The organism is Flagellimonas hymeniacidonis (assembly GCF_008040165.1).
Classification (GTDB): Bacteria; Bacteroidota; Bacteroidia; order Flavobacteriales; family Flavobacteriaceae; genus Flagellimonas; species Flagellimonas hymeniacidonis.
Genome location: NZ_VRUR01000001.1, coordinates 194,876 through 209,657 on the forward strand (window position 1 = coordinate 194,876; position 14,782 = coordinate 209,657).

The following is a 14,782-nucleotide window of genomic DNA, read 5'->3' on the forward strand; positions in this document are numbered from 1 at the left end:
TTATGGGGTTTTAAGCAGTATAGTTTTCTCATCTATAGACACTTCATAAGCTATGCCCATAGGTACAAATACAGTCTTTAATGCTATCTCAAGGTTATTGTGAACAAAACTACCTGTAAAACGATCAGCATCATTTGCAAGGTTATGTTGTATAGTTATTCCGTATTGAGCTTCCAGCTCTTGTATCACCTCAACCAAAACAACATTGGAAAAAACACTTGTTCCTTGAGTCCAAGAAGGGAAGTCTTCTTTTAGTTTCTCTCTTTCGATTACGCCAGCGGTATTCAAACTTATACCATCTCCATGTTCCAAAATAGCTTCCTCATTGGGCTTACCAGTTTCAAACTTCACTTTACCTTCATAACAAGCCAATGAAAAGTTTGCACTCCGTGCCCTTACATTAAACTCTGTTCCGAGCACTGAAACCGTTCCGGATTCAGTTTCAACTTTAAAACCATCTCCTTTTTCTACCTTAAAAAAAGCTTCTCCTTTAAGGTTGACCGATTTATCATTCTTCCAAAAAAAACGATTATGGGTAAGTTTGGAATCAGCATTTAATTGAACCGAAGAACCATCTGGAAGATTAACCGCCAATTGCTCTCCAAAAGACGTGGAATAGCTTATTTCATTAAAGAAAATACCAACAATCAATGCTAAAGAGGCTGCAATTCCTATTGCATAGTATAAAGGTTTAAGACGGATTACTTTGCCTTTGGATTCCTTATTTTCAATTTGAGCTAGGACTTTATCTTTTAAGACAGAGGTATCAAAGTTTGGTTTTTTAAACCGCTCCATCCCCTGGCTTATCCGCTGATACTCTAAAAACTCCGTAGAGTTTTCAAACTCCTTCTGTTCTTCAGGAGTGAGTTCACCTGCCAACCATCTGGCTAATATTCTATCGTCTTTATCTTCAAACATTTTTATACATTCAATGAGAGAACAGGTCAATTGGCATACACCCTACCCCCTTATATATTTTTAACTGTTTTTCTCATTTTAACCAAAGCTTTGTGCATACGTTTTTCCACGGCCTTTTGGGAAACACCTAACATGTCTGCTATTTCTCTGTACGTTTTTTTATCAATACGGTTTAGCAGGAAAACTTCGCGTTGTCCTTCTGGCAAAGCATTTATTGCTCCCTGTAATTTTTCCATAAATTCATTCTCCTCAATTTTATACTCAGGAGTTTCATTATCTGCGGTGCTTCTGGGAATCTTGGAATATTCTAAAACCACTTTTTTATGTGCAACCTGATTGTAAAAAGCATTCTTGGCCACAGTGTACAAAAAGGCCTTTGCTTTCTCAACTAATACTTTTTTACAGTTGTTCCAGAGTTTTATAAAAGCTTCTTGGGCCAAATCTTCAGCCTGTTGTATATCACCACACTGATAATACAGATAGTTACAAAGGGTCTGGGAATTAAGATCAAAAATTTGATTGAAAGTTTTCTGGTTGCAAACTGAGTTGTCAGTACTGGCCATTAAGTATTCTTTTTGGGAGGGGGTGGGGTAAAATATGGATTAGCTGTTCTATATCAAAAATAGCAAAATATATAGTTATGAACGCACCCTTCAACTTAAGAACAGTAATAGTGAGCATCTTGGCCCTAGTAATGATCTCACTTGTGGTAAAGCTGATTCCACTAAGTAAAAACATAGATGACTTTTATGCAGAAGAAATGTATCAAGTCACATACAAATATTTTTTGAAGACCGGTGAAAAGAAGACTTTTTTGAAAACCTACTTACCAAAAAACAATGGTCATCAGCGTATTAGTGATGAAAAATTTGAAAAAAAACCATATTGGACCTTTCAAAAACAAGCCGTTGGAAATAATATGAAAGGTGTTTGGTTTACAGGTAGGGAAAATTCATATGAAAGCATTGATTATCAATTCACTTTTGAAGGAAAATCCAAAATTTTTGCCGTACCAAATGTTTTTGATAAATCCAATGGGATTCATGAGAGGTATTTAAGGGAAAGTGAGTTTATCCAATCCAATCACAATCGCATTGTTAAAAAAGCAAAAGAACTATCTGAAAACGCCAACAACAATAGACAAGAAATTCAAAGCATATTTGATTTTGTCAATAAGATTCCATCAGCTCCAATCATAAACCTTACCGATGCAGTTACGGTTTTAGATCAAAATAGAGCTTCTTGCAATGGAAAAAGCAGATTACTAGTGGCTTTGGCTCGAAATCTAGGGTATCCCGCAAGAATAAAAGGGGGTATCATACTAGAAGAAGCCAACAAAAGAACTTCACATGCATGGGCAGAAATCCATATTAACAATACATGGGTTCCTTTTGATGCGCTAAACGGTCATTTTGCCTACTTACCTTCAAATTACCTAGAACTTTATGCAGGTGATGAATTTTTAATTGCGCACACTCCAAACATTCAATTGGATTATATCTACGAAATAAGCAAGCAACAAAAAGTACCTTTTCTAAATATGAACGCTGATGAAGTAAGTAAAATATCAATGGTCTCTCTTTGGGGGTTGGTTGAAAACAACATTATCTCCATAGAAGCTTTGTTACTTTTATTAATGCTGCCCATTGGTGGACTATTGGTCGCGTTTCTAAGAAATGTGGTAGGACTGAGGACTTTTGGAGTGTTCCTTCCTGTGTTGATTGCTTTTGCGTTATTGGAAACTGGTTTTCTTACCGGTATACTCCTTTTCATTTTTCTAATCCTTTTCGTAGGTATCATTTCAAGACCATTTAACAACCTGGGACTCCTACATACCCCCAAACTTGTCATCTCACTTACATTAATGGTTTTGGTAATGACCTTAGGTTCTTTTATTGGTTCATTGACCGAAGTTACTTGGTTAACGGCACTCACCTTTTTTCCTACCATAATCCTCACCATATCTGCCGAACGATTTTCTACTTTAATTATAGAAGATGGATTCCAGAAAGCAACAGGAACGCTTTTTCAAACTCTTATTGCGGTAAGTTTTTGCTATTTCATGTTGTCCAGCCAATGGTTGTCATCTATCCTAATTCTATTTCCAGAAATATTATTGGTAGTCATTGTACTATCAATGCTCTTGGGAAAATACATTGGTTTACGTTGGACAGAATTGCTACGTTTTAGACCTCTATTGAACCTTAAAACCGTATAATCATGATTCAGAAAATTTTCAACATAAAGAACACTGCTGGTGTCATGGGATTAAATCGAAGAAACCTAGAACTCATTTATCCCCATAACAAAAGAGCAAATTATAGTTTAGCTGATGATAAGGTGAAAACAAAGGAGATTCTTCATCAAAACCATATAGCATGCGCAGAAACTTATACCGTTATCACTAAAGTCAGTGAAATCAAGAAAAAATGGGCTCTGTGCAAAAGCAAAAATGCAATGGCAGTCAAACCTGCCAATGGATGCGGAGGCGGGGGTATAAAAATCCTTAAAAAAACCAATGAAGGAGAATGGAAAAGTGGAGAAAAGGTAATCTCTGAAGCACAGATTTTTCAACATATTACGAGTATTGTTTCAGGTTTGTTCTCCATGAATTCTTCAGATAGCTGCTTAATTGAAGAATGTATAGTACCCCATCCCTTTTTTGCTGAAATCTATGATAAAGGCGTACCAGATTTTAGGGTCATAACCCTTAAAGGGCAACCTATTATGGGAATGTTACGAATGCCAACCTCAAAATCTGGAGGTAAAGCAAACCTTCATCAAAAAGGAGTAGGTATTGGTGTAGACCTAGAAAAAGGGACCTTAACCCAAGTTTATGATGGAAAACAATATATGGACCATCACCCTGACAATCCAAACAAAGTGAATGGCAAGCCTATTCCCTATTGGGATGAAATGATCACCCTATCCATAAAAACGGCAAAAGCCTTCCCTCTAGACTACCTCGGTATTGATCTTGTAATTGATGCTGTTAAAGGGCCACAAATCATGGAGGTCAATGTACGTCCAGGATTGGGCATACAACTAGTGAACCAATGCGGCCTACAAAAGGCTATAAAAGAACGGTGCGAAATGGTCTAAAAAGTCCATTTGTTTTTTGATTGAAAATCCAGCTTTAAAAAGCTGGATTTTTTTGTGGTCAGGGGGTGGGGTAAACAAGAACAAACCTGTTCTATTATCATAAAAGCAAAAAATAAAAATCATAAAATAATTACGATGAAAGCAAAAATAAAAATGTTGATAGCACTACTGGTATTCCTAATGATATCGTATACCATCTCAGCACAAGAAAGCAAACAAAATTTTAAGGTAGGCACCTATGCAGGTTATGAATACAATTATTTTAAAAGTCCGACCGAAGTCCAACAAGACACTGTTCTATTTACGGAAAGTGACCTTATCTCCAGTAGCTCTTATAAAGATATTTTTGCAAATTATGACTATACCACCAAATGGAAAGGAAATAGACTTCGCCTTTCCGCCAGTCCATCTACTCGTTTATTCTATGACAACTTTGAGGATAGTTATTGGAGTTTGACCGCAAATGTAAAGTATGATCGTGAACTCAGTGAAAAGACCAAGTTTTTAGCACAACTTTCTTTCCGAAGAATGAACCGGGAAGGGCTAGATGGCGCACAGGATGTTCTGGTCAATCCGCTTGGATATACAAATTACGGAGTTAGAACAGGTTTAGGGATAGCACCGATACAAAAAAACAAGACTACAATACTGGCATTTTATAACTTTAAAGATTTTGATGCTTTTGGAATTCGTGATTTACAATTTGACGAATTTGGCCTTCAACTAAATACCAGACAACAGTTTAGAGTAAATAAGTTACGCCATGCTTATGGAATAAACTCCTATATCAAAAAGCGCTTATACGACACCTTTAATGCTTCTGATGTAATAAGCTCGGGAGCGCGCGATTGGAGTTATGTAAAGGCAACTGCCTATTACGAACTTCCTATCAGTAAAAATTTAGAAATTGAGCCGAGTTATACTTATTATACTCGTATAGATAATATGGACAAGCGCTCGGGTTTTACGCAAACTGGACCTGCACTGGGAATAGTTTTTGACAATGATATAACTTCGGTACGTTCTTCTCTAAAATATTTGACCAGAAATTACACCACCTTAGAAGCACGCGATAACCTTGGTTTAATTGGAGAGAAAATTAAGTATCAATACATGGACATTGCTATTAATGCAGAACATAGATTGGGTAGTAGCGGTTTTTCACTAATCGCAGAAGCCTATAGTAGAGTAAGAACCACAAACTATACAGATATTGATGCCCGTTCGTTTAGAGGGTACACTAATCAGTATGCTGGGGTTGGTCTAAGATGGCAACTATAAAAATTAAGCCTTTTTGATTACGGAAGTAAGTATTTTCCGTTTTCTATTCTTAAAATATTCAAAGGGTTTTCAGTTTTCAACTCATCTGGAAGTAGTGAATCTGGATAGTTTTGATAGCACATTGGTCTTGTAAATCTTGTTATTGCAGCAGTTCCCACAGAAGTCATCCTTGCATCGGTGGTAGCCGGAAAAGGTCCCCCATGCACCATGCTATGGCACACCTCAACTCCTGTGGGAAATCCGTTAATCAGCAACCTGCCCACTTTTCGTTCCAATACCTTCAACAAATCTGCATATTCCTCCAAATCTTCTGGGGTTCCATGAACAGTGGCCGTTAGATGCCCATTTAGGTTTTTAGCAACGTCCATGATCTCAGTTTTATCTTTCGTTCGAACCAACAAGGTAGATGGACCAAAAATTTCCTCTTCCATTTCCTTATCTGATAAGAAATGATTTGCAGATACAGACAGTACTTCAGCCACACCTTGTGCTTGTCCTTCAGCTTTCTTTCCGATAGAAACAGATACAATCTCGTTTTTAGTTTTCAACCTTTCCAGTCCTTGATTATATGCTCCATGAATTGCTCCTGTGAGCATCGTTGTGGATTCTGATGCTTCAATGCTAGTTTTTAGTGCGTCCTCAAAAAGATTGCTCTCATCCATTTTAGGGAGTACCGTAATTCCTGGATTAGTACAAAATTGACCTGCACCTAATTGCACAGAGGTTGATAGCCCTTCTGCCAGCGCTTGATGTTTTTCCTTTAGAATTGCAGGAAGAACAAAAACAGGGTTAACACTCCCCATTTCCGCATAAACCGGTATGGGTTCCTTTCGCTTGGCAGCTTCATCAAATAAAGCCTTTCCTCCCCTAAATGAACCTGTAAACCCAATAGCTTTTATAAGTGGATGGCGAACAATTGCCTGCCCCACTTCAATTGACGCTCCCTGGACCATTGAAAATACACCATTAGGCATGTTTGTTTGCTTTGCCGCTTTTACAATTGCAGTTCCCACCAACTCAGAAGTTCCGGGATGTGCTGGATGTGCTTTTACAACAACGGTACAACCTGCCGCTAAAGCCGATGCCGTATCCCCACCAGCTACTGAAAAAGCTAGAGGGAAGTTGCTTGCTCCAAAAACCCCTACCGGTCCTAGAGCTATTTGCATTTGTCTTATATCTGGTTTTGGAAAGGGAGTTCTGTTGGGGTCGGCTTCATCAACTCTTGCATCCACCCATGATCCATCCCTTAAAAGGGAAGCGAACAGCTTTAATTGCCCTGTGGTTCTGCCCAACTCACCTGTTAACCTGCCCAAAGGCAAGCCCGTTTCCTGACTGCACAAATCAACTAATTCACCTTCGATTTGCATTAATTCTTCTGCAATACCTTCTAGAAAAATTGCCTTTTCCACTCCTGTTTTCTCCCTATATAGGATAAAGGCTTTTTCAGCAAGTCTTATTGCCTCATTCACCTCTTCCAGTGTTGCCTCATAATAAGAGGTAGGTAATTCGTCGCCTGTAGCTGGGTTTTTTGCATGAAAAAAGGTAGTTCCTTTTGCTGAAAAGCTAGTACCAAAAATATTTTTTCCACTTGTCTTCATCATTCTATTGGCAATAAGATTAGTTGGTAAAAGTAAGGTGTTATTTGAATCAATCAAAAAGAGATTTGCATCGGGAAATGGGTTTGACTTTTGTTATCAAAACTCATAATAATTGATGGTTTAATTGGATAGCATATCCAAATCAACAACTGTCCTGAATCCGAGGTGTCCAGTAGAAGAATCTGTCGCCGAAGACATTCTGGCAGATATCCTATAACTGGAACAATAGGCAGCATTACACAAATAAGACCCTCCTCTTATTATTTTTTCTTTCGCTAAAGGATTATTGGAATTGAATGGAGTTTCTGCCCCCTTAGGGTTTCTAACAACGCCCTTTTCCAAAATTTTTTGGTAGTATTTCGCATTGTACCAATCACTTGTCCATTCCCAAACGTTCCCAGACATATCATAAAGATTATTTGCATTAGGAGGGAACTTAGCTACTGGCGATGTACTTTCATAGCCATCGGTCTTCAAATTTACCACAGGGAATTCTCCTTCCCATGTATTGGCATACTGGGACAGTTGTGAAAAATCATCCCCCCAGAAAAAAATGGTGTTTAATTTTCCCGCTCTAGATGCAAACTCCCACTCCGTTTCCGTAGGAAGGCGCCTATTGGCCCACTTACAATACGCCAAAGCATCTTCATAGGCAATATGTACTACAGGATGGTCCTCTTTACCATTAATGGAGCTTCCCGGGCCTTCCGGTTGCTTCCAATTGGCTCCAATGGACCACTCCCACCATTTTGAAAAATCATACAGATTTGGTAATGTTGTTTTTGCCTTCTTAAAGATTAATGACCCAGGTTGTAATACAGAATCCGGCGGTTTTGGAGTGCCTTCAGGAACTTGCTTTTTTAGCTCTTCCCAGTCCGGTTTTCGTTCGGCAATTGTAACATAGCCTGTTTCCTTTACAAATCTGGAAAATGCCCTATTCGTTACTAAAGTAGTATCCATAAAGTAGCCGTCCACAGCAACTTTATGTGCAGGTTTTTCATGAGACATAGCCTCTTTGTCATGAGCAACAGCGCCTTGGATGAAAGTACCTCCCGGAATCCAAACCATCCCATCCGGTATTTTAATATTTGAAGGTTTCTCCTTGATTAATCCCAAGGTATCCATAACCATTACCTTTTTTGGAACGGTACTTTCTATATTGGATTTCTGTTTGCTCTTTTTGTTGGAACATGCTATTGAAATAACCAAAATGTATAAAAGGAATGTGCTTTTGAAGAAAATAGGTTTGATATGATTCATCTTCTCATATTTCATAATAATGACTTTTATTCTTTACTGGTAAATCAAAGGTAATCCATTCAGATATTCCATTGCAGAATTTAGTGCAAACAAAAAACGCTCAAGTAAACTTGGCGTTTTTCTTATGGCATTATTTAGTTGTGACCACGGTAGGATTCAAACCTACGACCGCTGGAGCCGAAATTCTTAATAGAAATAACAATATTTTTTAAAACACTGAATGACAATAGTTTATACTTTTTCATTTGGCCTTATTTAACTAGTAACATACTCGCTTATATGCCTAAAATTTTCTATTCCCAAGGCTCTCTGTAAGGCATATTTGGCATCAATATATAAAAAGCACCTAATTTGGGTGCTTTTATTATTCAAACATTACATCTTCTGGAACCATTTTAGCTACATTTATTGTTGGCAGAATTAAATGGTTAACTTTAGTTCCGTCGGTTTTTGCATGAAGTACGCCTCTAGTAGTTCCAACAGTTATCATGCTCATATGGGCTACAAAACCTTTTGGAAAAATTATTTTCCCTTCTTCTTTTTCAGAAAAACCTTTCCATCTATAAACTCAATAACTTTTTTTAGGCTTCCGAACGTACTTAATAAAATGCTTATACATTGCTAACATGATGAATACGGCGCAAGGTTCAATAACAGGATTGACCTCTAACGAGTGTTTTAATCAATTCTTGGAGGATTCCGAGAGTGTTCTTAATCATATTATTTGGAATTAAAGCAACAGAAGATATTGAATACACCTCTTACAGAACAACAAAACGCAAACTCCATGAATTAGTCAAACCCCCTAATTATAAAGTCTTCACTGATTTGACAAAGGTCATAATAAGCGCAGATAGGGAATTGGGTATTACCCAAGCCAAATGGGCCATTAAGCTCTACATTTTGAGGGATTCAATAAACCAATCAGGTAACAAAAAAAATAATTGAAAAAACCAGAACCTCCTCCCATAAAAAACCATCCCAAAGGATGGTTAGATTTTTTTAAAAATATTGATTGACTATTATTTTGGAGTATTAGCACTTTTATTTTCTAACTCCTCAAAGAGCCTTAAAATATCAGATCCAATATCATTGTCCACTTTTTTAATTTCGCCCTCATACTTATAATCTAAATCCAAATATTTCGGCTTCGCTAAAAATGTGTAATGATTCTTTTTTATTTTGTCATATGATACTAACATAGTTACCGTGTCCAAAGATTGTTTGACTTCAATACTATTTATATAAAACAAACAATCCTTCTCTTTTAATCTAGTTGGTTTTAGTTTTTTACCATTTAAATAATCTTCTAACTGAAAATTATCCTTCCGGTAAATAAGACCTACTTTCTCATCGTTTTCGTATATCTCAAATACACCATATTTCAACTCATGACAAGATTTATCTTGAGCACAACTAACAATGGACATTGAAACAATTAAACACACCGCAAACTGGATTTTTGACAATTCTCTATAGACCATAATAATACCTATCACTAAAAATACCAATGTTCCAAATATAATATTAATATCATAGGACATAATCCAATAATTGTAATCTTTATCTTTCTCGATATCTTTTTTGGTATAAATTAAATAAAGTATTGTTCCAACAATTAATAATATACCTATTAGTAAATTTAAAAAGTCTATTGAATTTGAGCTTTCCATGCAAATTTTATTGTTCTTCTTCTATTGGGACACCTATTACTGGTCTTGCTTCTGGAATGTTTAATGGCACTACTCCCTTGTTTTCTTTCCTCATAATATCTTGAATTACCTCATTACCTCCTTTTTCCATTATTTTTAAAGCTGCTTTAAATGCATCAGTATCTACTTTAGCCTTTTCAGTTGCTCTCAATGCTTTTTTACTCGCTTGCCCTAAAATTATTCCTGGTAATCTTTCCTTTGCAATATTCCCTAAAGATTTTCCATCAAAAAAATCAACTGTTATATTTATTCCTGTTCCTGTCTTACTAATTCCCTCTCCTAATGCAACTCCAGGGCCGAATCCTACTGCCGCACTTAATATTGCTAATCCATCGCCTCCTTCTTCCATAACCGTACCTGCTATTTGAGCTCCACCTTTTGTTGCTTCCGCAGTTCCTTCAGCAACTTCACCCATAGCTTCTGACCTATCCGCTAATCTTTCCTGTTGAATTTCTTCTTTTCTTGCTGCGTTTAAGGTCTTACCAGATTCTATTCTTCGATTTAATTCTTTACCTGTCTCATTATTTAAAAGGTCGCCAGCACCTTGTTTCATTCGGTCCATTCCAGCTTTGAATCTATCAAATAATTCCGCTCCTTCAAGCTCAACTCCCATACCGAGTTTGTTCTCTTGGAAAGCAAAGGTAGAATTATAGACGTAATCGTCAGCCAAGGGGTCTATCTGCCAGAACCTCCCGATTGCTGGGTCGCTTATCCTGAACTTCCATTCGTGAATATTCAATTCCAAATCCTCGGTAAATTCCTGACCTTGGTACGTATTCAAGTTGTTCTCTGCACCATAGGAGATATTGTTATATCCCTTATGCTCCAGTCCTAATGGATAATAGTTCTGCTCCCTTCGTATCTCGAAAGATGCAATGATATTCCCATCGTTATTATCATCCGCATAGGTCAGTCTTGTGTTACCCCATATATCGACATATCTATAAACATACTGCCACCCATTGCCGTCAGGCTCTATATATCCTTCGAGTTGGGTAATCTGTTTAAGGTTCCCATTTTCGTACACGAACGACCCTGCATAATCAGTTGTAGTCCCATTGCTACTGATTTTACGAAGTTTCTTCCTATCAGAAGAATAAATATAGTCAATGGTTCCTGTATTATTGCCACTACTGACTGTAATCTTGGTAGGCATGTTGAGATGATTGTACTCGATACCATTCACCGCTATACCTTTATTCAAGTCGGATGTCATATTTCCATTGGCATCGTAGGTGTACTCCGTGGCCTGATCTGTACCATCCTTAAACCCATAGGTATCGTTGCCGTTGTCCAATACCTTGGTCAATTTGTTTCCGCTATCATAGGTGTATACAAGGTTGTCCATGGTGCCAAAGGTTGTAGCAGCACTATTGGTATGGCCATTCCTTACCAAGGTGGTAATGTTCCCCATCTTGTCATAATCCACATTGGTAAGGCTATAGTTGGTATTGCTTCCCATGGCATTCTCTATCCGGTTGAGGGCATCATATCCATACCGGTACCAACGCAGGGCATTGTCATTGGCCGTTTTCCATTCGGTCTCGGCGATGTTCCCATTGTACAGCGCGGTACCGCCATGATCTGCCGTATTGTAATTGATATCAAAGGCAAAGAGGTCGTTCCCCAAATTGGCAGGGTCGTTGATCTGTTTTAACCAACCCCGTACATTGTATTTGTAATCCACGGCCTGCAAACTTCCGCCAACGGTTTTCTTCTTTAATTGCCCCAGTTCATCATATTCGTTCCGTACCAGTTCCTCGGTATGGCCCCCTATGGTCTGTTCCAGTTTTACCAACCTTGCCGCCTGATCATAGGTAAAATCATCTATGGTCACTATAGGTGCATTGGCCCCTTTGGTATGGGTAGTTTTGCTCTGCAGTACCTTCCCGGCAAAATCCAATTTGGTCTCCACAATGTCAGTTGTATTGAGATAATTGTTCTTACTTGCCGTATATATAGGCCGCCCCTTAACATCATAACCTGTAATGGTGGTAATCCAATTAGTGGTTCCCAGCACCCTTACCTTGCTTACTGTAGGGAGTCCATGGGTATTGGTCGTGGCTGCCTGCCCCAATACTGTTGTGGGAACGGCAAGTCCATCTTCGTCCTCATAGTTATCATAATAATTAATGGTAAACACCTCATTATAGCTTGTGGGGTATGCATCATTGCTATAGTATACATTTGTGCCTGCCAAGTTCAAGGCGGTGCCACGTTTTTCTTCAAAAGTATCCGTCGTGTTATCAGCGGCATTTTGAAGTGCAGCTCTTGTGCTGCTTGTATTGTCATCCCTTCCGGTGTAGATGACCCTTCCAAAGGCATCATATTTAGTAAAGAGCCATTGGTTCAATGCCTTTAAATTTGCATCCCTGGTCATTATAGGTCTGTTCAGTTTGTCATAGACAATTTCCTCCCATCCTTTTCCAGGCAATTTTTTCTCCACCAAACGGTTACGGTGGTCATATTTATATTGATAGCACAACTCGCTAAGTTCGGTGCTGCTTACATTGTCCACGGTCACTTTTGGCGGGAGCACATAGGTGAGGTTGCCAAAATCATCGTACACATAATAAGTGTCGTGCGCACCATTGTTATAGGTCCTTTTTAACAATACCTGCCCCAATTTATCGGTAAATTCCTCGGTACTATGGTCCGTCCCGGAGGTATGGTTCTCATCATAGGTTACTTTTTTATACAGGGCATTGGCGGGATAGGTGCCATGGTTGACCAACTGTGGCGCTTCTGTATTTCCACCACTAAAGGAAATGGAAAAGTGTCGCACCTCATTGGCATCGTTGGTGTCATACCCAAACTCTATTTCATGTCCCCCGCCCATGCGCCAATCGTAACCTGGGGCCGCTTGTTTTAACACTCGGTTCAACGGGGAGGCCTCAAATTGGGTCTCTGAATAGGGGTTGGGAGTGCCGCTGTTGATATCGCCGGGATATGTATTGATATAATGATCATTGGTCGCCGTTTTGGAACTGCTTCTATAGGTTCCCAGCCCATTGTACTCCATATAGGGCAAATATTGTTTTGATGCACGGCCATAATCGTCATATTCCACATGGGTGACAATGTCCTTGGGCTTCCCATCATCAAAGAGTTTCTGCAAGGGAAGCTCACTGCCATCGACCACTTCCACTTTAGGGTCATAAAAGTATTGGCGTACGTTCACATCGGTACAATAATAAAGGTAGCTCCTAAAACGTGAATTGGTCGTATCCGAACGCCATTTGAACTCCGTACCATCAAGGACCTTATTGCCCTGAAGGTCATAGACCCCACTTACCCCTGTATCGGTACTGCCATGGGTATATGGATGGATGATGCCCACCAAGAGGTACCATTCTTCAAGCTGTGGAGGGTCTCCTACCCAAAAATAAGGGTTACCATTTGCACCTCCGCCTAAGTTATCCACGTTCTGGGTTCCATGATAACTATGTCCATTATTACTGTGGTGACGACGCACCCAAACGGTATACCTATAGGTCTTTGTCTTGTCCACATTAAAATAATCGGTGTTCCAGCCACCATCTGAACCGCTATCTGGCTTGTTGCCGCATTCCCAGACCAAGTTATTGTTGCCAAAAGGGTCTGGTGCCCAAACCCTAGCATTTTCCGATACTTCCCCATTCCTATTGAAGAAGGCTGTACCTCCAGTACCTTCGGACCAATCCATGGTCCAACCTGGTGCAATATTGGGTGTCTGCGCGGATGTCTTTCCCGAGCCCCGGACAAAGACGTTCTGTTTTGTCCTGCCAAGGCCATCAAAATAGGCAACGCTCTCAATGGCCTCTGTCTCTGAAGCATCCTGATAGATTCGTGTGGAAACATAGTTCTCATCACTGGGTGTTATGAAGATGGCCTCACAACCATTTCCACTACCTGGTTCATTTGGGCATTGATCCGTATTGTTATCCGCATATCCCAATCGTTTGAAACTGGCATACAGGGTGGTGTTACCATCCCCAAAACCATCTCCGTCCACATCGCTGTAATATGTCTGTGGGGTCAAATTGGTCACCAGTACGGTTGTATCGTCATGGTCGGAGCTGTTGGCCACATAACCTGATGGTTGGCTGCAATCCGAAGTCGTCGAGGAGGAATTTCCATAGCCATCCCCATCGGTATCGGCATACCAAGTTGTGGGTTGTGTTATTGAATAGGTAACCGTACGTGAAGCCCCCCAACATCCACTGCTACTTCGTCCTCGCAGGTAATAGGTGCTTCCGCTGGTACGGGTAACGCTACTATTTGAGTTGGAAGTACTTGTTCCCGAGGAACTACTTTGCCAATACCATGTTATTCCCGAAGGTGGATTGGACCTTGTAAGGACTGAACTGCCGCAGTTGTTTGTTACTGAAGGGGTGGAAGGTGTTCCTGGCGCCGAGTTTATGGTATAGTTCACTGTTCTTGCCGGGCCCCAACATCCTCCGGAATTTGCCCTAGCTTTAATATAATATACTGTGCCGCTTGTTCTTGTTATGGAGTTTGATGAATTTGAAGTACTGGTTCCAGAGGGACTGCTCTGCCAATAAAGTGTAAGCGCACCTGAATGCGAGGGTTTTGTTAGTATTGTGCTTCCACAATTATTTGTGATGCTTGGGGCTCCTGGAATACTAATTGAATCTTCATCGACCTGTCCATCACAGTCATTGTCCACACCATCGCATAATTCTGGGGCTCCAGGATATGTAGTATCACCGGTATATTGATTATCATTACAATCCCCTCCTCGAGAGACATACCCAGGTGGAGGATAGCTCCCTGTAATGGTTTGGGTTCCTCCCCAAGTATCCCCATCGACGTCCCTGTAAAAAGTTTGATTCCATTGCGAATATCCAAAGCTTTGAACTAATACAACTATCAAAATAGTTAGACATATGTATGATTTTTTCATGGCTT

Annotated in this window: 9 protein-coding genes; 3 read left to right on the forward strand and 6 right to left on the reverse strand. The window is 39.5% G+C overall.

Annotated features, from left to right (window positions below):
- Both FVB32_RS00935 and FVB32_RS00940 read right to left on the reverse strand, forming a co-directional pair.
- Positions 1 to 918 carry a FecR family protein gene (locus FVB32_RS00935; protein WP_147740716.1) on the reverse strand — a complete coding sequence of 306 codons (918 nt, stop codon included), beginning with the start codon at positions 916 to 918 and terminating at the stop codon, positions 1 to 3.
- A gap of 50 nt (positions 919 to 968) precedes the next feature.
- Positions 969 to 1,481 carry an RNA polymerase sigma factor gene (locus tag FVB32_RS00940; RefSeq protein WP_147740717.1) on the reverse strand — a complete coding sequence of 171 codons (513 nt, stop codon included), beginning with the start codon at positions 1,479 to 1,481 and terminating at the stop codon, positions 969 to 971.
- Between the two features lie 77 nt (positions 1,482 to 1,558).
- On the opposite strand from FVB32_RS00940, the gene FVB32_RS00945 reads away from it, so the two are divergent.
- The 3 genes from FVB32_RS00945 (at position 1,559) to FVB32_RS00955 (ending at position 5,301) form a co-directional block, all read left to right on the forward strand.
- Positions 1,559 to 3,136 (forward strand): 7TM domain-containing protein, encoded by a 1,578-nt coding sequence (locus FVB32_RS00945; RefSeq protein WP_147740718.1) that lies wholly within the window; start codon positions 1,559 to 1,561, stop codon positions 3,134 to 3,136.
- Between the two features lie 2 nt (positions 3,137 to 3,138).
- Positions 3,139 to 4,020 carry a sugar-transfer associated ATP-grasp domain-containing protein gene (locus FVB32_RS00950; RefSeq protein WP_147740719.1) on the forward strand — a complete coding sequence of 294 codons (882 nt, stop codon included), beginning with the start codon at positions 3,139 to 3,141 and terminating at the stop codon, positions 4,018 to 4,020.
- A gap of 135 nt (positions 4,021 to 4,155) precedes the next feature.
- Positions 4,156 to 5,301 carry a hypothetical protein gene (locus FVB32_RS00955; RefSeq protein WP_147740720.1) on the forward strand — a complete coding sequence of 382 codons (1,146 nt, stop codon included), beginning with the start codon at positions 4,156 to 4,158 and terminating at the stop codon, positions 5,299 to 5,301.
- A gap of 17 nt (positions 5,302 to 5,318) precedes the next feature.
- Here the strand turns inward: FVB32_RS00955 and FVB32_RS00960 are convergent, their stop codons facing one another.
- From FVB32_RS00960 to FVB32_RS00975, 4 genes are all read right to left on the reverse strand, one after another.
- Entirely contained in the window at positions 5,319 to 6,902 is a 1,584-nt protein-coding gene (locus FVB32_RS00960) for an aldehyde dehydrogenase (NADP(+)) (protein ID WP_222707939.1), read from the reverse strand.
- A gap of 117 nt (positions 6,903 to 7,019) precedes the next feature.
- Positions 7,020 to 8,174: a formylglycine-generating enzyme family protein gene (locus FVB32_RS00965; RefSeq protein ID WP_147740721.1), complete on the reverse strand. Its 1,155-nt coding sequence runs from the start codon at positions 8,172 to 8,174 to the stop codon at positions 7,020 to 7,022.
- Between the two features lie 1,007 nt (positions 8,175 to 9,181).
- On the reverse strand, positions 9,182 to 9,832 hold the full coding sequence (locus FVB32_RS00970; RefSeq protein ID WP_147740722.1) for a hypothetical protein: 651 nt from the start codon (positions 9,830 to 9,832) through the stop codon (positions 9,182 to 9,184).
- Positions 9,833 to 9,839: 7 nt separating this feature from the next.
- The gene (locus tag FVB32_RS00975; RefSeq protein WP_147740723.1) at positions 9,840 to 14,777 is read right to left on the reverse strand and encodes a DUF6443 domain-containing protein; all 4,938 of its coding nucleotides are present in this window, start codon (positions 14,775 to 14,777) and stop codon (positions 9,840 to 9,842) included.
- Positions 14,778 to 14,782 lie beyond the last annotated feature (5 nt).

Excerpts from the sequence above, each read along its gene's own strand:
- FVB32_RS00935 (WP_147740716.1), bottom strand. The coding sequence starts at position 918 with ATGTTTGAAGATAAAGACGATAGAATATTAGCCAGATGGTTGGCAGGT.
- FVB32_RS00940 (WP_147740717.1), bottom strand. The coding sequence starts at position 1,481 with ATGGCCAGTACTGACAACTCAGTTTGCAACCAGAAAACTTTCAATCAA.
- FVB32_RS00945 (WP_147740718.1), top strand. The coding sequence starts at position 1,559 with ATGAACGCACCCTTCAACTTAAGAACAGTAATAGTGAGCATCTTGGCC.
- FVB32_RS00950 (WP_147740719.1), top strand. The coding sequence starts at position 3,139 with ATGATTCAGAAAATTTTCAACATAAAGAACACTGCTGGTGTCATGGGA.
- FVB32_RS00955 (WP_147740720.1), top strand. The coding sequence starts at position 4,156 with ATGAAAGCAAAAATAAAAATGTTGATAGCACTACTGGTATTCCTAATG.
- FVB32_RS00960 (WP_222707939.1), bottom strand. The coding sequence starts at position 6,902 with ATGATGAAGACAAGTGGAAAAAATATTTTTGGTACTAGCTTTTCAGCA.
- FVB32_RS00965 (WP_147740721.1), bottom strand. The coding sequence starts at position 8,174 with ATGAAATATGAGAAGATGAATCATATCAAACCTATTTTCTTCAAAAGC.
- FVB32_RS00970 (WP_147740722.1), bottom strand. The coding sequence starts at position 9,832 with ATGGAAAGCTCAAATTCAATAGACTTTTTAAATTTACTAATAGGTATA.
- FVB32_RS00975 (WP_147740723.1), bottom strand. The coding sequence starts at position 14,777 with ATGAAAAAATCATACATATGTCTAACTATTTTGATAGTTGTATTAGTT.